The organism is Streptomyces sp. NPDC029296 (assembly GCF_055569255.1).
In genome coordinates this window covers 306827-325489 of sequence record NZ_JBVHXT010000003.1, presented here as the reverse complement: position 1 = coordinate 325489, position 18663 = coordinate 306827, and the positions used below count along the sequence as shown (strand labels likewise).

Genomic DNA, 18663 nt, shown 5'->3' with positions numbered 1-18663 from the left:
TGTCGTAGGCCTGGGCGAACACCGGGAAGGCGTCGTACAGTTCGCGGCCCATCCCGGCCCGCTGGGCACCCTGCCCCGTGAACAGCACGGCCAGCGCGCCGTCCGACGGCCGGCCGGTGACGGCCGCCGGGCCGGTCCTGCCCTGGGCGAGGGCCCGCAGCCCGGCGAGGGCGCTCTCCCGGTCGGGCGCGGTGAGCACCGCGCGGTGGTCCAGGTGGGCGCGGGTGGTGGCCAGGGCGTAGCCGACCTCGCGTGCGCCCAGCTCGGGATGCTCGGCGAGGAACGCCGACAGACGGGCCGCCTGCGCGGGCAGCGCCTCGGCCGTCGCGGCGGACAGCGCCCACGCGGTCACCGGCGGCTCGGGCCCGTCCACGGCCGGTTCGGGAGTGTCCCCGGCGGGCGGCTGCTCGATGATGACGTGGGCGTTGGTGCCGCTGACGCCGAAGGAGGACACGGCGGCCCGGCGCGGGCGCCCGGTCTCCGGCCAGGGGCGGGCCTCCGTCAGCAGCTCCACCGCGCCCGCCGACCAGTCCACGTGCGGCGTCGGCTCGTCCACGTGCAGCGTCCGGGGCAGCACACCGTGCCGGATCGCCTCCACCATCTTGATGACACCGGCGACACCCGCGGCGGACTGCGCGTGCCCGATGTTCGACTTCAGCGAGCCCAGCCACAGCGGCCGGTCCCCGGGGCGGTCCTGCCCGTACGTCGCGAGGACGGCCTGCGCCTCGATCGGGTCGCCGAGCCGGGTGCCCGTGCCGTGCGCCTCCACGGCGTCCACGTCGGCCGTGGTCAGCCCGGCGTTGGCCAGCGCCTGGCGGATGACGCGCTGCTGGGCCGGGCCGCTGGGCGCGGTCAGCCCGTTGGAGGCGCCGTCCTGGTTGACGGCGCTGCCCCGGATCACCGCGAGCACCCGGTGCCCGTTGCGCCGGGCGTCCGACAGCCGCTCCAGCAGCACCAGGCCGACGCCCTCCGACCAGCCGGTGCCGTCGGCCGCCGCCGCGAACGCCTTGCAGCGGCCGTCGGCGGCCAGCCCCTGCTGCCGGGAGAACTCGATGAACGACGTGGGCGTCGCCATCACCGCCACCCCGCCGGCCAGCGCCATCGAGCACTCGCCGCCGCGCACCGCCTGCGCCGCGAGATGCAGCGCGACCAGCGACGACGAGCACGCCGTGTCCACCGTGACGGCCGGGCCCTCCAGGCCGAGCGTGTAGGAGACACGGCCCGAGACCACGCTGCCGGCCGTGCCGATGCCGATCTGCCCCTCGATGCCCTCCGGGACGCCGCTCAGCTGCGAACCGTAGTCGTGGTACATCACACCGGCGAAGACGCCGACGGCGCTGCCGCGCAGCGACGCCGGGTCGATCCCGGCCCGCTCGAAGGTCTCCCAGGCCGTCTCCAGCAGGATCCGCTGCTGCGGGTCGGAGGCCAGCGCCTCGCGCGGCGAGATCCCGAAGAAACCGGCGTCGAAGTCGCCCGCGTCGTACAGGAACCCGCCCTCGCGGACGTAGGAGGTGCCCGTGTGCGCGGGATCCGGGTCGTACAGCTCGGCGAGGTTCCAGCCCCGGTCGTCGGGGAACGCAGAGACGGCGTCCACGCCCTCCTCGACCAGCCGCCACAACTCCTGCGGGGAGGCCACCCCGCCCGGCAGGCGGCAGCTCATCGCCACGATCGCCACCGGCTCGTCCGGGTCGGCGGCCCGGGCCGCCGCGGTGACGGCGGCGGTGGGCCCGGTGCGCAGCAGCAGCGACCGCAGGTGCCGGGCGACCGCCTCCGGCGTCGGATGGTCGAAGGCGAGGGTGGCCGGCAGCTTCAGGCCGGTGGCCTCGGTGAGCCGGTTGCGCAGCTCCACCGCCTGGACGGAGGTGAAGCCCAGCGCCTTGAAGTCGCGCCGGGAGCCGACCGCGCCCGGGCCGTCCAGCTCGGCGGTGCGCGCCGCCTCGGTGCGGACCAGCTCCAGCAGCATGCGCGTCCCGCCGTCGTCGGGCAGCGCCGCCAGGCGCTCGCGCAGGGCCGCGGCGCGGGCGTCGTCCGCGGTGCCGGCGCGCGGCGCGGTGTCCACGAGGTCGGCGAAGAGCGGGGGAACGGCGTCGCCGTGCAGCGTGGTGGTGTCCAGCTTCACCGGGAACAGCACGGTGGCGGAGGCGAACCGGGCCGCGTCGAACATGGCGAGCGCGGTGTGCGCCGGCAGCACGCCGACGCCCGCGGGCAGCTCCTCGTCCGCCGGGCGGGGGCCGGCCGGGTACCACGGGCCCCAGGCCAGGGCGGACCCGGCCAGGCCGCGGGCGGTGCGGTGCTGGGCCAGCGCCTGCACGAACGCGTCGGCGGCGGCCTGCGCCGGGTCGGCGGGCAGGCCGAGCAGGGCGTCGGCGGCGGAGAACACGACGAAGGCGACCGGCCGGGCGGCCCGGGTCAGCTCGTGCAGGTTCAGCGCGGCGTCGGCGGCAGCCCGCAGCGGACCGGCCGCCCAGGTGTCGTCCGGGTCCGGGGCGTGCACCACCGTGCCGACCGGGAACTGAGCCCGGGACAGCACCTCGGCCAGCTTCTCCCGGTCGGTGAGGTCGCAGGCGTGCAGGGCCACCGTGGCGCCCTGCGCGGCGAGTTCGGCGCGCAGCGCCTCGGCGGCCGGGTCGTCCGCGCCGTGGCCGCTGATCAGCAGCAGGTGCCGGGCGCGGTGCGCGGCCACCAGATGACGGGCCGCCGCAGCGCCCCGCGCACCGGCGACACCGGTGACGACGACCGTGCGCCGCGGGTCGACCTGCGGACGCGGCACCTCGTCCACGGCCGCCGACACCCGGGCCAGCCGGGCGCCGAGCAGGACGCCGTCGCGCACCGCGAACCGGTCTTCGGCGGTGCCGAGCGCCGCGCGCAGCGCGTCCGCCAGCGCGCCCGGCGCGGTGTCCGTGTCGGCGTCGGCGAGCACGATCCGGCCGGGACGGGCCCGGCGCAGCGCCTCCAGGTGGCCCCAGACGGCGGCGTGCGCCAGGTCCGGGGCATCCGTGTCGCCGCCGGTGGCCACCGCCCGGCGGGTGACGACGACCAGCCGCGCCGGGGCCGGCCCGGCGGCGCCGAGCCAGGTCTCGACGGCGTCCGCGACGGCACGCACGGCACCCTCCACGGTCGCGCCGCCCGGCCGCGCCGAACCGGCCGTGGCAGCGGCCACGACACGGTCCGCGGCGAGCACGGTCACCTCGGGCACGGCGGTGCCGGCGGCGACCGCGTCGGCCAGGGCGGCCGGGGTGTCGTACCCGGGGCCGCCGTAGGGCGCCGGGTCCGCGCCGAGCACCGCCCACGGGCCGGTCACGGCCGCGGCGGGGGCGGGCAGCGGCACCCAGTCGCAGCGCAGCAGCGCCTCGAACCGGCCGCCGCCCGCGGCACGCAGCCGGCCGGGGCGGGCCAGCAGCGCGTGCCGGGTGATCTTCCCGGACTGGGTACGGGGCACCCGCTCGATTTCGTACAGCTCCTCGGGCACCTTGTAGTACGCCAGGCGTTCCCGGCAGGCGGTGAAGACCCGCTCCGGGTCGATGCCCTCCGGCCCCGGCACCAGGAAGGCCACCGGCACCTCGCCGAGCACGTCGTGCGGCTTGCCGACGACCGCGCAGTCCGCGACGCCCGGCACCTCGCGCAGCACCTGCTCCACCTCGCCCGGGTGGATGTTCTCGCCGCCGCGGATGACGAGTTCCTTGATGCGGCCGGTCACGGTGAAGTACCCGGCGCCGTCCCGGCGGGCCAGGTCACCGGTGCGGTACCAGCCGTCGACCAGGGCGGCGGCGGTCTCCTCGGGCTTGTTGTGGTAGCCGGCCATCACGTTCGGGCCGCTCACCCACACCTCGCCCTCCTCGCCGGTGCCGACCTCGGCCCCCGTCTCCGGGTCGACGAGACGCACGTTCAGCCCGGGCACCGGCAGCCCGCAGGAGCCCTCGACCCGGGCGCCCGTGGGCCAGTTGATCGTGATCGAGCCGCAGGTCTCGGTCGAACCGTAGGCGTCCAGCAGCGGCGCCCCGAAGGACGCCTCGAAGGCCTGCCGCAGCGACGCCGTGGTGATCGCGCCGCCCACCAGGCACATCCGCAGCGTCGGCGCGCGGAACCCGCGTTCCCGGGCCGCCTGGACCAGATAGTGGTACATGGTCGGGACGCCGCCGAGGAACGTGGTGCCGTCCTCCTCCAGTCCCTTGAGGATCTCCTCCGCCGAGAAGCCGTCCACGATCCGCGCCGAGGCGCCGACCGCGGTCACGGCGAGCACACAGAAGATGTGCGACAGACTGTGGAACAGCGGCAGCGGCCACAGCACCCGGTCCGCGGCGCTCAGGCCCGGCACCGGCACATAGCAGGCGGCCACCGACCACAGGCAGTTGCGCTGGGTGGAGCGCACCCCCTTGGGCCTGCCGGTGGTGCCGGAGGTGTACAGGATCCACGCCACGTCGTCCAGGCCGAGGTCGTCCCGGGGCGGCTCGGCCGGCTCGGTGCCGGCCAGCCGCTCGTAGCCGACCGTGCCCGGGCCGCCCTCGGCGTCGTCGCCCACGACCACGACGCGCAGCGCGCGCCCGTCGGCCATGAGGGCGCGCACCTGGTCCAGATGGGCGGTGTCCGTGATGAGCACCCGGGCGCCGCTGTCCTGGAGCAGATAGTCCAGTTCGGCGTCGGTCGAGCGCGGATTGAGCGGCACGCCGATCGCGGCGGCGCGGACGACCGCGAGATAACTCTCCACCGTCTCCACCCGGTTGCCGAGCAGAATGGCGGCCCGGTCGCCCGGCTGGAGCCGCAGCCCGGCCAGATGCCCGGCCAGTCTGGCCGTACGCTTCTCCAATTCGGCGTAGCTGACGCTTCGCCGCCCGTCACTGAACGCCGTCTTGTTCCCGAAGGAATGCGCATGCGCCTTCAGCAGTTCGGGCAGCGGCCTTATCAGTTCGGTGCGCAGCATTACCGGTACACCCCTTGTTCGGAAAAGACATGAGTTCGCGCTCGAAAACCCAGTCTCGTCCGCCGCGAGGCCGGTGCACCCCCCAGCCCGCCCCCCTACGACCACCCTTAATCACCGAGGTTTCCGGTGCCGTGCGACCGGCCGATGGAAGCCGGATGACCGGCGCCCTACGCTCGCCTCGCGGTCCCGGACACGAAAAGGGAGAGTACCGGCCCGAAAAGGGAGAGGGGCCCGAAAGCGAGAGCGCCGGCTCGACGGGCAGCGTACCGGCCCGGAAAGCCGGTGACACCGTGACCGGAGGAAACCGCGACCGACGGAGAATCGTGAAGCCATTCCGAGGGGAACATCCGCGATGACGCGCAACTGGCTGTTCTGCAGGCCGGCGGGGCAGGCCTGGGCCGATCAGGAAGCCGCCCTGGCCCCGCGGCTGCCCGCCGGAGTACTGGAGGCACTGGCCGGGATCCGCGCCGGCGAGGGCGGCCACTGGTTCTTCCAGCCGCCGCGGGACGGCGGCCCCGGCACCGAACTGTGGATCGCCGCCGACGACGTCCACGGCCCGCTGTCCGCGCTGCTCGCCGCCGCCGAGCGCCTCGGCGGCCGGCCACCGTACCGCACGGAGCGCCTCGCCGCCGCCACCGGCGAACTGTCCACCCGATCCAGCGAACTGGCGCTCGCCCTGGCCCGGGCCGGCGGGCTCACCCAGGACGACCGGCTCGCTCTGGCCGTGCTGCACCTTCGGCACGCGGCCGGGCTCCTGCCCGAGGCCGACCGCTCGGCCTTCCTCTTCCAGTGCTGGCAGTACTGGTCCGCCCCACTGGACGCCGGGCAGCGGCTCGGCCTCGGCCGGCGCGCCACAGCCCGGGCCGGGGAGCTGATCGAGGCGTCCGGCCTGCTCGCCATGGACGCCGGGACGGCCGCCGCCTGGCAGTCCTACCTGTCCGAGCTGGGCGCCCTGGCCGCCGGTGACACCGCGGCCGAGCACCCGGGCCGCTACCTGCTGTTCGCGCACCTGCGGCTCACCCACCGGCGGCTGGGCATCCCCGCCCGGACCGAGGCGCTGGCCGCGCTGGCCGTGCGCGGCAACCCCGAGGCGGCCCTGACACCGGGCGACGCCGTGCTCCAGAGCGCGTGACCAGGCCCGGCCCCGACCACCGCACCACTCGCCGAAAGGGGGGCCACATGGCCCTGAAGTCCGCGCCGGACACCGGCGCGCGCCCGGCGGACCCCGGCCCGCGGCGCAGCGTCGCCGTGGACCTGGGGGACCGCTCGTACACCGTCCATATCGGCCCCGGCGTACGGCACCTGCTGCCCGGGATCATCGCGGAGACCGGCGCCCGCCGCGTGGTCGTCGTCTCCGCGCGGCCCGAGGAGTGGGTGCCGGACCCGGGCGTCCCGCACCGGCTGGTGCGGGCGCGGGACGGGGAGAACGACAAGAACCTCGTCACCGTCGGCGAACTGTGCCGCGCCTTCGCCGGGTTCGGGCTCACCCGGCAGGACGCGGTGGTCAGCTGCGGCGGCGGCACCACCACCGACACCGTCGGACTCGCCGCCGCCCTCTACCACCGCGGGGTGCCCGTCATCCACCTGCCCACCTCGCTGCTCGCCCAGGTGGACGCGAGCATCGGCGGCAAGACGGCGGTCAACCTGCCCGAGGGCAAGAACCTGGTCGGCACCTACTGGCAGCCCCGGGCGGTGCTGTGCGACACCGACTACCTCGGCACCCTGCCCGAGCGCGAACTGATCAACGGCTACGGCGAGTTGGCCCGCGCCGCGTTCATCGGGACCGGCGACCTGCGGCACCTGCCGCTGTACGAGCAGATCGCCGCGAGCGTCACCATGAAGGCGCGGGTGGTGACGGCCGACGAACGCGACAGCGGCCCGCGCCACCTGCTCAACTACGGCCACACCCTGGGCCACGCGCTGGAGATCGCCACCGGCTTCGCGCTGCGGCACGGCGAGGCGGTGGCGATCGGCACCGTCTTCGCGGGCCGGCTCGCCGCCGCGCTCGGCCGGATCGGCGCCGACCGCGTGGCCCGGCACCTGGAGGTGGTGTCCGGCTACGGCCTGCCCACCGCCCTGCCGCCCGGACCCACCGCGCGGGAACTGACGGACCTGATGCGGCTGGACAAGAAGGCCACCTCCGGCCTCGCCTTCGTCCTGGACGGGCCCGGCGGGCCCGAACTCGTCCAGGACGTCCCCGAGGAGGCGGTCCTGCGCACCTTGGAGGAGATGCCCCGCCGCCCCCTGTGACCCCGCCCGCGCACGGAGCCCCGCCCCGGTGGACCTCCTCCTCCGGGACGGGGCTCCCGGCGTGCCGTACGGGGGACGACGGCCGCGGGGGCCGCCTCCGCGGCGCGCCGGCGCGACCGGGTGCCGTACCCGGCGCACGGGCGTACGGCAGGACCCCGGCCCCCCGTGAGGCGGGGGCCGGGGTCCTGGGTGCGCGAGGTCACACCGCCGGTGCCGTGGACCTGCCGAGCAGGGCGAGCAGTTCCGCCGGGGCCGTGAGCACGGCGTCCGGGCCGGCCGCGAGGAGTTCCGTCTCGTCGACGTCGGCCCACACGGCGGCGACCGCGGCCACCCCCGCGCCACGCGCGCTGGTCAGGTCCGTCACCGCGTCCCCCACCATCAGGGCGTGCCCCGGCGCGGTGTCGAGCAGGGCCAGCGCGCGTTCCACGATGTCGGGGGCGGGCTTCGGCCGGGGCACCTCGTCCGAGCCGATGACCTGGTCGAACAGGTCGATCACCGCCAGCTCGGCGAGCAGCGCCCGGGCGCGCGGCCCGCTCTTGCCGGTGGCCACCGCCGTACGGACGCCCCGCGCCCGCAGCTCGCGCAGCGCCTCCACCACCCCGTCGAACAACCGCACCTGGTGGGAGAGGCGATAACTCTCGCGGACGAAGGGCTCCTCCATCTCCGGGGGCAGGCCCATGATCCGCATGATGTCGGGGAAGTACCGGCCCTGGTGCCGGTTGTACTCCTCGAACGGCGCCGGGCTGTCGCCGACGACTTCCCGGTACGCCACCGTGAACGCCTGGCGCATCACCTCGAAGCTGTCCACGAGCACGCCGTCGAGATCGAAGACGACGGCCCGGATGTCCCGCTCGCCCCAGTCGGCGAAGGTGTCGAAGGCCGCGTCGGTGTTCTGGGTCATGGCAGTCGTCCTCAGGCGAGAGTCGGGGCGGGGATCGCCCGCCCGTCCGTCGGGTGGGAGCCCGCGGCGCCGGGGTCCCGGGCCGCACGGGCGGAGTCGTACAGTCGCTCGATGAGCCGGATGGTGCGCAGCGTCTCGCCGGCCGCCCGGCCCCGGCTCGCCGGGTCGGCGAGCAGCGCGGGCAGCGCGTCGAGCTGGCGGACGTACTCGTCGCCCACCTCCTCGGGCGGGACCGGGACGGTCTCGGCCCGGCCGTCCCGCAACACGGTCAGCTCGGACGGCACCCGGTTCGGGCTGAACCCGAAGGTACAGCGCAGCGTCGCGCTGCCCGCGCTGCCGTCCACCCGGATCCGGGTGACGTCCCGCGGCTCGTGCGAGGCCCAGCTCGCGCGCAGCGACAGCGACACCCCGCCGTCGGTGACCACGAAGCCCCGGACGGTGTCCTCCACATCGCCGTCCTGGCCGGCCACGGGCGCCGTGTCCCGCCACGCGGCCCGCGCCGCCGAACTGCGCACGAAGTCGTCGGAGACGGTGGCCAGTGCCTGGTCGAACCCGGCGTCGCCGAGCAGCGGCGTGACCGTGTCCAGCAGGTGCCAGCCGAGGTCGACCAGGGCCCCGCCGCCGGACAGGCTGCGCCGGGTGAACCAGCCGCCCGCGTCCGGGATGCCCCGGGCCCGCACCCAGGACACGTCGACATGCCGGATCCGGCCGAGGCCGGCCACCAGCTCCCGCAGCGCCAGCACATCGGCGCGGTACCGGGCGGCACTGCCCGCGAGCAGCACCGCGCCGCCCGCGTTCTCCGCGACCAGGAGCCGGCGTGCCTCGTCGGAGTCGAGGCAGACCGGCTTCTCCACGAAGGCCGGGATGCCCCGGGTGAGCAGCCGGCAGGCGATGTCGGCGTGCAGATGGTTGGGCACCGCGACCACCGCGAGATCGGCGTCGGCCGGGGTCAGTTCGTCCACAGCGGACAGCAGCCGGGTGTCGGCGAGGTCCTGTACGACGGAGGCGCACGCGGCCGGGTCGGGATCGACGACGGCGCCGACCGTGAAGGCGGGGTGGGCGTGCAGCCGGGGCAGCCAGATCGACCTGGCCGCCCAGCCGAGGCCCACCACCGCCACCCGCACCGGCCGCCGTGCCCGCGGGGCGGAGGGGGAAGCGCTCATGCCGAGGCCGGGCCGGAGGCGACGGTGTCGGCGACGATCTCGGCGACCCGGTGGATCTGCTCCTCGGAGGCGAGCAGCGTGCGGTGGTGCAGCCAGATCGCGTCGTTGTTGATCGCCTCGGTGTTCGGGCAGCGGGCCGCGACCTGCTCCAGGGTCTCCGCCGGCGCGCCGGTCTCCCAGAAGCCCGCCGAGCGGTAGATCGCCCGGAACGCGATGAACGCGGGCAGCCCCGCCGCGACCAGCGCCTCCACCAGCTCGTTGCGCGCCCGCTCGGTGATGCCCGGCACCCGGAACATCGCCATGTAGTGCGGGTGCGAGGTGACCCGGGGGTCGTGCTTCTGCGGCACCACACCCGGGATCCCGGCGAGCAGCGAGGCGAGCAGCGGGGCGCGCTGCTCACGGGTGGCCAACTGCTCGGGGTAGCGGCGCAGCTGGGCGCGCAGCACCGAGGCGGAGAACTCGTTCATCCGGAAGTTGGAACCGGACGTCTGGTGCAGATACCGGCGGTCGGTGGCGGGCCGCCCGCAGGAGTGGCGCAGGAACGCCTCCTCGTACAGCTCCCGGGTCGGGAACAGTACGAGTCCGCCCTCGCCGGCCGTCATCAGCTTGCCGTTCTGGAAGCTGAAGGCGGCGACCGAGCCCAGCTCGCCGTAGCCGCGCCCCCGCCAGCGCCCGCCCTGGCCGTGCGCCGCGTCCTGGATCAGCGCGATGCCGTGGTCGGCGGCGAGCTTCTCCAGCGCGTCCATGTCCGGGAAGTGACCGGCCATGTGCACCGGCATGATGGCGCGGGTGCGCTCGGTGATCGCGGCCTCGGTGGCGGCCACGTCCAGGCAGTACGTCTCCGGGTCGACGTCGACCGGGACGGCGACGGCGCCGAGGCGCTGCGCCGCCTGCGAGGACGAGATGAAGGTGAACGCCGGCACGATCACCTCGGCGCCCGGTCCGATGCCGAGCACCTGCAGGGCCAGCTCCAGGGCGTGGGTGCCGTTGGTGACCGCGAGGGCGTACTCGGCACCGTGGAACTCGGCGAACTCCCGCTCGAACGACTCGACTTCACTGCCGCCCATACGCCACCACTGGCCCTGCTCCAGCGCCCTGATCAGTCCTTCGCGCTCTTCGTCCCCGTACTGGGGCCACACGGGGAGGTCGAGCGGCTTTCGGTCAGACATGCGCAACCATTCCTTTGCGAGGGGGTCGACGATTTCCGGCCCGGGAATGCGTCCGGGGCCCGGCGGTGTCACGAGGAATATCGGCGGGATATTCTGCACCGCCGCTAGCACGCTACCCCAGGGAAGGCGAGGCTTCCCATCCCCTACGCGCCCCCCAGAACCGCCCCAGTCATTCCGTCCCGACCCCCTTGTGCTTTCCCGGGAAAGAAATCCGGTGCTACAAATCTCCGCATCCTCCCTTGGACACAGAGACAGAAAGGCGGGGAACGTGACCGCGATACTCCTGCTGAACGGTCCCAACCTGGGCATCCTCGGCCGGCGCGAACCCGAGATCTACGGCACGGAAACGCTGTTCGACATCGAGCGGGCCATCGAGAAGGAGATCGCCGAACGCGGCTGGGACGTCGTGTCGGTGCAGCGCGACTCCGAGGGCGAGCTGATCCGGGCCGTCCAGGAGCACTACTACACGGCCGGCGCCATCGTGAACCCCGGCGCCCTCATGATCAACGGGTGGGGGCTGCGGGACGCCCTGGCCAACTACCCGAGGCCCTGGGTCGAAGTGCACCTGTCCAACGTCTGGGCCCGCGAGCAGTTCCGGCACGAGTCGGTCATCGCGCCGCTCGCCGACGGCGTGATCGTCGGCATGGGCGCCCTCGGCTATCGGCTCGCCGCCCGCGCCTTGCTCCAGCTGTCGTCCCCGGCGGACCGGTGAACCTCCCCGGCGACGGGCGCACCCGCGGAAGGACAGGTGAACCGACGTGAGCCCGACCACCGTCGACCACGAGCGGTGGATCCGGCGCTACCACCCGGCGCCCGGCGCCGCGGTCCGGCTCGTCGCCCTGCCGCACGCCGGCGGGGCCGCCACCTGGTACCGGCCGTTCTCCGCGGCCCTCAGCCCGGACATCGAAGTGCTGTCGGTGCAGTACCCGGGCCGCCAGGACCGCCGGCGCGAGGAGCTGATCACCGACATCCGCCGCCTCGCGGACGCGGTCACCGAGGCCCTGCTGCCGTACACCGACGACCGCCCGTTCGCCGTCTTCGGCCACAGCATGGGGGCCACGGTGGGCTTCGAGGTCGTACGGCGCCTGGAGGCGCGGGGCCGGCGGCCGCTGCGGTTCTTCGCCTCGGGCCGGCCCGCCCCCTCGCTCGACCCCGGCCACCGGGTCCACCGGCTGGACGACGCGGGCGTCCTCGCCGAACTGCGCACGCTCAGCGGCACCGACCCGCTGCTGTTCGAGGACGAGGAGTTGCGGCGGCTGCTGCTGCCGGTGATCCGCGGCGACTACCGCGCGGTCGAGACCTACCGCGGCGAACCCGGCGCCACCGTCGACTGCCCGGTGACGGTGCTGGCCGGCGACCGCGACCCCCGGGTCCCCGTCGCAGGCGCCGCGGCCTGGTCCCGGCACGCGCCGGCCGGCGCCGACCTGCACGTCTTCGACGGCGGCCACTTCTTCCCCGCCGACCACCGGGACGCGGTCGCCGCCCTGGTGCGCGACACGCTGTGCCCCCGGCCCTGAGCCGTCCCGCTCACCGGCCTCCCGGCGCGCCGCCCGGCCCGGCCTCCGGCGGGACGGGGCCCGGCGGGCTGCCGGCGGCGGTGGCCACGGCCGCCACGGACTCCAGCAGCACGGCCCGCAGCGGGCCCAGCGGGTCGTCCGGCGGCAACGGGCCCGCCGGGTCGCCCGGCGTTTCGCACCGGGCACCGGCGAACACCCGCAGCGCGGTGACACCGGCCGGCCCGGCGCCGTCGAGAACATCCGGGAAATTCGACTCCATTACCCCTCCGTCTTTCCGGTCCGATGCCGCGCGGCCGGAGCAATCCGTACGCCGAACCTATCCGCTGCCCTTACGGGAAATTCCCCGGACCACCCCCCTGATCCGCCCCGGAAAAACACCGCCGGGGTTTTCCAAGAGAAGGGACGCCATGACACACCTCGGAATAGATATCGGCGGCACGAAGGTCGCCCTGCGGCTGCGCGCCGCCTCCGGCGAGCACACCGAATCCGTCTTCCGCTGGCCCGGGGCGCGCACCGTCGAGGCCGACCTGGCCGCGCTCGCCGAGCACACCCGGGCCCTGGCGGGCGCCGGGCCCGGGGCGGTGGAGGCGGTCGGGGTGGCGCTGCCCGCGACCCTCGACGCGGACGGCCGGGTCGCGGTGTGGCCGGGACGCCCGTTCTGGCAAGGGGTGCGGCTGCGCGAGGAGCTGGCCGGCCTGCTGCCCGGCAGCGAGGTCCTCTGCGCCGACGACGGCGATCTGGCCGCGCTCGCCGAGGCGGACGCCGCGGGCTGCCGGGACCTGGTCTACCTCGGCGTCGGCACGGGCATCGGCGGCGGCATCGTCCTGGACGGCCGGCTCGTGCCCGGCACCCGGCACGGCTCCTGCGAGGTGGGGCATGTGATCGTGGACCGGGCGGGGGAGCGGTGCGACTGCGGGCGGCGCGGCTGCGTCCAGGCGATCGCCTCCGGACCGGCCACCCTGCGCCGCGCCGCCCGGCTGCGCGGCGGCCCGGTGGAATACACCGAGCTGCGCGACGCGTTCGCGGCCGGCCGGGGGTGGGCCGTGACCGCGCTGGACGTGAGCGCCGCGGCGCTGGCCGCGGCGGCGGTGTCCCTGGCCGAACTGGTCCATCCCCGGCGGGTGGTGATCGGCGGCGGCTTCGCGGCGGGCATCCCCGGCTACCTCCCCGCGCTCCGGGCCCACGCCGGCCGCCTGGCCCGCCCCGGCACCCCCGCCCCCGCCCTCCATCCCGCCCGCCTCGGCGCCCTGTCCTCCCTGCACGGCGCCCTCCTCCTGGCCGGGAGCACGGACAGCACACCGGCACGAACACGGGTATGACGGGCCGCGGTTCCCGCCCTCGGGCCGGAGTGCCGGGCTACGTCACCGGCCCCGGGCGCATCCGTGCGGCCCGGGGCACATCCGGGCGGGGCGCCGTGCTCCGGGCCCGTGCCCGGGGCGCGGACCGGCCGCCCGCATCCGGGAGGGATTCGACAGGGGGACCAGCCATGCCGGGCCCGGAGGCCAGCGGTCCTCTTGCAGGACCGCGGAAAACATAACGGGGGCCCGCGCCCGCGCACGGTCCCGCGCCCGCGGGGGGTGTCTCGCCCGCGAGGGGTCCCGCGCCCCGTTCCCGTGACGGCGCGCACCCCCTGCCCGCCCCCGCCGTGCGGACGGGGGCTCGCGTCCCGCTCCCCAGGGGCGCGTGCCTGCCCGCCCGGCCCGCGCGCTGCCCGCCCGGTGCGGCCTGTCCGCGCGTGCCGGGCGAGTCGGCCCCGGCGTCCCGGCGTTACGCCGCGCTTCCGGACGCGCCGGTTTCGACGGCCAGGCCGGCCGGCAGGTCCTTGCGGCGCTTGATGCCGAGCTTGCGATAGGTGCGGGTCAGGTGCTGCTCCACGGTGCTCGGGGTGACGTAGAGCTTGAGGGCGATCTCGCGGTTGGTGTAACCGCGCACGGCGAGCGCGGCCACCCGGCGCTCCGCGTCGGTCAGCCCGGCCCCGAGGCCGCACTCCCTGACCGGCGGCTCGCCCCCCAGCTCCTCGGGGGCGGACAGCAGTTCCTCGCACAGCGGCTCCGCCCCGCACAGCCGCGCCATGTGCCGCGCCCGGCGGAACAGCATCCGCGCCCGCCGGTTGTCGCCCGCCTCGTACTGCGCCCGGCTCAGGTCGGCGAGGACGCGCGCCTGCTCGTACTGGTCCCCGCACTCCTCGAACAGGTCCAGCGCCTCGTTCAGCAGCTGCGGCATGCGCTTGACGGGGCTCGCCGCCGCCATCATGCGCAGCGCCAGCCCGCGGGTGTGCGGCCGGGCCGCGTCCGGCCGCCCCAGCTGGTCGTAGGCGAGCTTCTTCGCCTGGTCGGTGTTGCCCAGCCGCAGCCAGGCCTCGGCCGCCCCGGTGCGCCAGGCGGGCAGCCCCGGCCCGTCCAGCCCCCAGGCCCGCATCCGCTCGCCGCAGGCCAGGAAGTCGGCGAGCGCGGCGTGGCCGTGCCCGGTGGCGAGCCGGCAGTGACCGCGGGCGTACAGGTACGTCACGCCGTAGCGGCTGTCGAGCATCGCGTCCGGCACCGACTGGGTCAGCTGCCGTGCCACCTCCTCGAAGTCCCCGGTGCGGGCCGCCGCGAGGAGCAGGGCACCGAGCGGCAGCCCGACCGCCGTGCCCCAGGACTTCGCGGGCAGCAGGACGAACGCCAGCCGGGCCTGCTCCAGCGCGGTGCCCAGCTCGCCGAGGCGCAGCGCGGCCTCCGCCCGGGCCGCCGCCACGAAGGCACGGGTCGTCACCGGCAGCAGGTGCGCGTCCCCGGCGAGAAGGCGCACGCACCAGGCGAGGGTGTCGGCGGGCCGGTCGGCCGCGGTGAGCACGGTCAGCGCGGTCAGCGCCGCCTCCGCACCCCACTCGCTCGTCCGGGCGCGCGGCAGGTCCCCGAGGACCTGCTCGGCGAGGTCGGCCACCCGGTCCGGCCGGCCCCGGGTCAGGGCGTCCGACAGCACCCCGGTGACCTGCGGCAGCGGCCCCGAACGGGACGGCCCGCCGAGCAAGGGGGCCGTAGCGGCGGTCGCCTGCGGCCGGTTCTCCCTCGCCAGCCCCGGGTGGTTCCAGGCCAGCCAGTGCTCCAGGTCGAGCAGGTCGGTGTGGTGCCCGGGGTGCGGGGCACGGGCGGTGGCGCGCAGCCGGTGCAGCACCCGGGCGGCCTCCTCGCCCCGGCCGTGCCACAGCAGCCGGTGCACCAGCGCGACCCGCTCGGCCGAATCGAGCCGGCCGGCCGCGGCGGCGGCGCCGAGCGCGCTCAGGTGCCGGGCCGCCCGGGACGGGTTGTCCAGCCACTCGGCGTGCAGCAGCCGGGCCAGGACCGCCGTGCGGACCGTCTCGTCCGGGCAGTCGCGATGGGCGAGTTCGAGGCAGGCGACGGCGGTGGAACGCCGGTCGGAGACGAGGGCCCGCTCGGCCGCCTCGCGCAGCGCCTGGACGGCCCAGTCACCGGGCGCCGACTGGGTCTCGACCAGATGGGCGGCCACCCGGGTGACCGGCGCCCCGCGCTGGTGCAGCATCCCGGCCGCGGCCAGGTGCAGCCGGTCCCGTTCGGTGCGACTGAGGGCCTCCAGTACGGCGAGCCGCGCGACCGGGGCGCGGAACTGGCCGTCCGCCAGCAGCCCGGACCCGTTCAGCGTGCTCAGCACCCGCCCCGCCTCCGCCTCGGACACCCCGGCCAGCTCGGCGAGTTCGGCCGGGCCGCGCTCGGGTCCGAGGACGGCGAGCGCCCGGACCACCGCGAGGGTGACCCGGTCGCCGCGCTCCAGCTGCCCGGCGAACGCGGCGCCGTAACCCTGCGGGCTGATGCCGCCGGTGGCGGCGACATCGTCCAGGAGGCTGCTGAGCAGCAGGGTGTTTCCGCCGGTCAGCCGGTGGAAGTCGGCGGCCAGCGGCTCGGCCCGCTCGGCGCCCAGGCGGGCCACGGCCAGCTCCCGCACCCCGGCCGGCCCGAGTGGTTCCACGGCCAGCCGGGTCACCTCCGGGCGGCGCTGCAACTCGCACCGGAACAGGGGGAGTTCAACCGAGGACGAGGTGTCGTCGGTGAGGACGACACACACCGGCAGCGATCCGATGCGGCGGATCAGGTGCAGCAGGCAGTGCAGGCTCGCCGGGTCGGCGTGATGCACGTCGTCCACGGCGACCAGCAGCGGTGCCCGGCCGGCGAGTTCGAGCAGGATGCGGCAGAGCCGGTCGAAGACGCGCACCGCCGCCGTGCCGGGGAACTCGTCCGCCGTGCCGGTCCCGGCGGCCTGTTCGAGCAGCTCGTCCGCCTCCCGGCTCGGCGGGCCGGGCAGCGGGGCACCGCGCAGCAACTGCGCGACGATCCCGAGCGGCAGCGCCCGCTCCGGCCGTGCCCCGGCCGCGCGCAGCACCTGGAAGCCGAGTTTCCCGGCGCGGCCGACGGCGTGGCCGAGCAGCTCGGTCTTGCCGTTGGGGCCCGTGCCGTGCAGGACGGCCACCCGGCCCCGGCCGCTCGCCGCCTCGGACGTCAGCCCGTCGAGCGACCGGATGTGCTGATGTCTTTCTGCCAGTCCCAACGCCTATCCCCCTTGACTGGTGCCCGCGCCCCGCGCGAGCCGATCTTCAGGAAGCGGACCGAACGCTAGCCCCGGCCGGGTAACCGGACCGCTCATCGGGCGCCACCCGCCGGGCACCGCGCAAGGCGCCCGGAACCGGCCGGTAATCGGCCGGGAACCAGGGCGTCTTGGGCGCCCCCACGGTGCCGCGCGGCTGGCTACAGTGCGATCAGGCCATCGATGCCGGCCTTGATCCGCTCCTGTGTCAGACCATGCTGTGCCGTGAGGTGCCCGAACAGACTCGGCGTGAACGGCGCCAGCAGCAGGTGTGCCAGGACGGTCGAGTCCGCGTCGGGTCTCACCTGGCGCAGCAGCATGGAGACATGCGTGTGCATGGTGAGGTAGGCGCCGCTCTCGTAGCGGGCCTTCGGTGAGGCGGCCTCCGCCGCGCCGAGGACCGTCATCTGCTCCACGACCCGGTCGGCGACCGCGTGCAGGAATGCACGCAGGCGTTCGGCCGGCGGGGCGCCGGGGCCGAGCGGGGGCGGGCCGGTCATGAAGGCTTCCTGGAAGCGCTGCTCGCCGTCGTCGAGCAGGGCGAACAGAAGCCGGCCGACGTCACCGAAGCGTCGGTAGACGGTGCCGACACCCATGCCGGCGGCGTGTGCCACCGCGTTCATGGTGACGGCTTCCGGGCCCCGTTCCGCGATCAGTCCGGCCGCGGCGTCGAGGATCTTCCGCCGGTTGCGTGCGGCGTCCGCGCGCTCCGGCGGGGTCTGGCCGAGGACGGGGAGTTCGGTGGTCATGGTCCGAGGTTAGCGGATACGTATCCGGTTCTTGCCTCGAACCGCTTGTAAACCGGATTCTTATCCGGTTAACTCGAAAGCGCGAAGCGGATCAGTATCCGGTTCGTGGTCGTCGTCTTATGTTCACTGTCTGGGAAGGGGCTCTCACCATGAGTGCCAAGGTCGCGGTCATCTACTACTCGTCCACGGGCAACGTCCATCAGCTCGCCAAGGCGGTGGCCGAGGGCGCGGAGAAGGCCGGCGCCGAGGTCCGGCTGCGCCGGGTCGCCGAACTGGCCCCGGACGCCGCCATCGACGCCAACCCGGCGTGGCGGCAGCACCTGGAGGCCACCCGGGACATCGAGGTCGCCACGCTCGACGACCTGTCCTGGGCCGACGCCTACGCGCTGGGTTCGCCCACCCGCTTCGGCAACGTCGCCGCGCAGCTGAAGCAGTTCATCGACACCACCGGCGGCCTGTGGCAGCAGGGTGTCATGGCCGACAAGCCGGCCACCGGCTTCACCAGCGCCTACAACCGCCACGGCGGCAACGAGTCGACGACCCTCGCCCTTTACAACACGTTCCACCACTGGGGCTCGGTCATCGTCTCCCCGGGCTTCACCGACCCGGTCGTCTACCCGGCGGGCGGCAACCCGTACGGCACCACCCACCACGGTGGTGAGGCGCCCTCCGAGGAGACCCTGGCCGCCGCCCGCTACCAGGGCGAGCGTCTGGCGACCATCACGGCCCGCCTGCTCGCCGGCACCAAGTGAGGCCCTGAGCCTCCCCCCACGTCCGCCGGCCGCGCGGGCGCACGCAGGGTTCCTCCCCCGCCCCCTGCGTCGCCCGCCGGCCGGCGGCCGCCGTTTTCCCCCACGCCCCGAGCCGGGCGCCACGGCCGAGCGCTACGCGCCGTACGCCGATCTCACCGGCGACGCGTCACCGCCCCGGTGGTCCGCCGTTCTCGAACACCGGCGCCGTCGACCGTCTCATCGCCGCCCGGGGCGGGCTCGACGGCCCGCCCGCCAGGCACCGCGCGGGGCGCCGCGGGTGCGCGCCGTACGCCGGTCCCGGCGACCGCGTGACACCCCTCTCGGTGTTCCGCCGCCCCCGAACACCCGCCGTCGGCTGCCGCCCGCCACCCGGCGCCGTCCGCCGGAGCCCGTGCCGTGCGGTACGCGCCATCCGCCGGTCCCGGCGGGCCGCCGCCCGCGAACACTGGCGCTCTTCGGCCGCGCCGCCCCGATCCGGTTCCGGCAGCCCGTCCCGCCGGGCCCCGCGAGGGGTGGGTACGTGCCGTGAGCCGGTCGCCGCCCGGGTCCGGCTCAGAAGGCCGGCCCGCCAGCCCCGCGCGGGGTGCTACGCGCCGTACGTCGATCCCGCCGGCCCACGGGTCACCGGTCCCGCTGGGTCACCGCCCCCGGACACCGGTGCCGTCG

13 protein-coding genes are annotated in these 18663 nt (G+C 75.6%); 6 read left to right on the top strand and 7 right to left on the bottom strand.

What is annotated here, in order from left to right; translation table 11 throughout:
• The coding region (locus tag ACZ4W9_RS04455; protein ID WP_467933105.1) for an AMP-binding protein at positions 1-4918 on the bottom strand (4918 nt) is incomplete at its 3' end.
• Positions 4919-5270: 352 nt separating this feature from the next.
• Here ACZ4W9_RS04455 and ACZ4W9_RS04450 point away from each other — a divergent pair.
• Positions 5271-6050 carry a hypothetical protein gene (locus ACZ4W9_RS04450; RefSeq protein ID WP_467933104.1) on the top strand — a complete coding sequence of 260 codons (780 nt, stop codon included), beginning with the start codon at positions 5271-5273 and terminating at the stop codon, positions 6048-6050.
• A 47-nt stretch (positions 6051-6097) separates the two neighbouring features.
• The gene (locus ACZ4W9_RS04445; protein WP_467933102.1) at positions 6098-7168 is read left to right on the top strand and encodes a 3-dehydroquinate synthase family protein; all 1071 of its coding nucleotides are present in this window, start codon (positions 6098-6100) and stop codon (positions 7166-7168) included.
• A 199-nt stretch (positions 7169-7367) separates the two neighbouring features.
• Here ACZ4W9_RS04445 and ACZ4W9_RS04440 read toward each other — a convergent pair whose 3' ends face one another.
• The 3 genes from ACZ4W9_RS04440 to ACZ4W9_RS04430 are packed head-to-tail and all read right to left on the bottom strand — an operon-like array spanning position 7368 to position 10401.
• Positions 7368-8069, bottom strand: coding sequence for an HAD-IA family hydrolase (locus ACZ4W9_RS04440; RefSeq protein ID WP_467933101.1), 702 nt, complete (start codon positions 8067-8069; stop codon positions 7368-7370).
• An 11-nt stretch (positions 8070-8080) separates the two neighbouring features.
• A complete protein-coding gene (locus tag ACZ4W9_RS04435; RefSeq protein WP_467933100.1) occupies positions 8081-9232 on the bottom strand; it encodes a Gfo/Idh/MocA family protein in 1152 nt (383 codons plus the stop codon).
• Entirely contained in the window at positions 9229-10401 is a 1173-nt protein-coding gene (locus ACZ4W9_RS04430; protein ID WP_467933098.1) for an aminotransferase class I/II-fold pyridoxal phosphate-dependent enzyme, read from the bottom strand. The genes ACZ4W9_RS04435 and ACZ4W9_RS04430 overlap by 4 nt, the downstream gene beginning before the upstream one ends.
• A gap of 268 nt (positions 10402-10669) precedes the next feature.
• Here ACZ4W9_RS04430 and ACZ4W9_RS04425 point away from each other — a divergent pair, with 268 nt between their 5' ends.
• Together ACZ4W9_RS04425 and ACZ4W9_RS04420 are read left to right on the top strand one after the other, a co-directional pair.
• A complete protein-coding gene (locus ACZ4W9_RS04425) occupies positions 10670-11113 on the top strand; it encodes a type II 3-dehydroquinate dehydratase (protein ID WP_467933097.1) in 444 nt (147 codons plus the stop codon).
• Between the two features lie 46 nt (positions 11114-11159).
• Positions 11160-11918, top strand: coding sequence for a thioesterase II family protein (locus tag ACZ4W9_RS04420; RefSeq protein WP_467933095.1), 759 nt, complete (start codon positions 11160-11162; stop codon positions 11916-11918).
• A gap of 10 nt (positions 11919-11928) precedes the next feature.
• On the opposite strand, the gene ACZ4W9_RS04415 is transcribed toward ACZ4W9_RS04420, so the two are convergent.
• The gene (locus tag ACZ4W9_RS04415; RefSeq protein ID WP_467933094.1) at positions 11929-12177 is read right to left on the bottom strand and encodes a hypothetical protein; all 249 of its coding nucleotides are present in this window, start codon (positions 12175-12177) and stop codon (positions 11929-11931) included.
• A gap of 148 nt (positions 12178-12325) precedes the next feature.
• On the opposite strand from ACZ4W9_RS04415, the gene ACZ4W9_RS04410 reads away from it, so the two are divergent.
• The gene (locus tag ACZ4W9_RS04410; RefSeq protein ID WP_467933092.1) at positions 12326-13237 is read left to right on the top strand and encodes an ROK family protein; all 912 of its coding nucleotides are present in this window, start codon (positions 12326-12328) and stop codon (positions 13235-13237) included.
• 448 nt (positions 13238-13685) lie between these two features.
• Here the strand turns inward: ACZ4W9_RS04410 and ACZ4W9_RS04405 are convergent, their stop codons facing one another.
• Both ACZ4W9_RS04405 and ACZ4W9_RS04400 read right to left on the bottom strand, forming a co-directional pair.
• Positions 13686-16460 (bottom strand): helix-turn-helix transcriptional regulator, encoded by a 2775-nt coding sequence (locus ACZ4W9_RS04405; protein WP_467933091.1) that lies wholly within the window; start codon positions 16458-16460, stop codon positions 13686-13688.
• Positions 16461-16657: 197 nt separating this feature from the next.
• Complete coding sequence (locus tag ACZ4W9_RS04400; RefSeq protein WP_467933090.1) at positions 16658-17245, bottom strand: TetR/AcrR family transcriptional regulator; 588 nt, start codon at positions 17243-17245, stop codon at positions 16658-16660.
• Between the two features lie 149 nt (positions 17246-17394).
• Between ACZ4W9_RS04400 and wrbA the strand changes: the two genes are divergently transcribed.
• On the top strand, positions 17395-17997 hold the full coding sequence (gene wrbA, locus ACZ4W9_RS04395; protein ID WP_467933088.1) for an NAD(P)H:quinone oxidoreductase: 603 nt from the start codon (positions 17395-17397) through the stop codon (positions 17995-17997).
• The last annotated feature ends 666 nt before the right edge of the window (positions 17998-18663 follow it).

Excerpts from the sequence above, each read along its gene's own strand:
- ACZ4W9_RS04445 (WP_467933102.1), top strand. The coding sequence starts at position 6,098 with ATGGCCCTGAAGTCCGCGCCGGACACCGGCGCGCGCCCGGCGGACCCC.
- ACZ4W9_RS04410 (WP_467933092.1), top strand. The coding sequence starts at position 12,326 with ATGACACACCTCGGAATAGATATCGGCGGCACGAAGGTCGCCCTGCGG.
- ACZ4W9_RS04430 (WP_467933098.1), bottom strand. The coding sequence starts at position 10,401 with ATGTCTGACCGAAAGCCGCTCGACCTCCCCGTGTGGCCCCAGTACGGG.
- ACZ4W9_RS04400 (WP_467933090.1), bottom strand. The coding sequence starts at position 17,245 with ATGACCACCGAACTCCCCGTCCTCGGCCAGACCCCGCCGGAGCGCGCG.
- wrbA (WP_467933088.1), top strand. The coding sequence starts at position 17,395 with ATGAGTGCCAAGGTCGCGGTCATCTACTACTCGTCCACGGGCAACGTC.
- ACZ4W9_RS04440 (WP_467933101.1), bottom strand. The coding sequence starts at position 8,069 with ATGACCCAGAACACCGACGCGGCCTTCGACACCTTCGCCGACTGGGGC.
- ACZ4W9_RS04435 (WP_467933100.1), bottom strand. The coding sequence starts at position 9,232 with ATGAGCGCTTCCCCCTCCGCCCCGCGGGCACGGCGGCCGGTGCGGGTG.
- ACZ4W9_RS04415 (WP_467933094.1), bottom strand. The coding sequence starts at position 12,177 with ATGGAGTCGAATTTCCCGGATGTTCTCGACGGCGCCGGGCCGGCCGGT.
- ACZ4W9_RS04450 (WP_467933104.1), top strand. The coding sequence starts at position 5,271 with ATGACGCGCAACTGGCTGTTCTGCAGGCCGGCGGGGCAGGCCTGGGCC.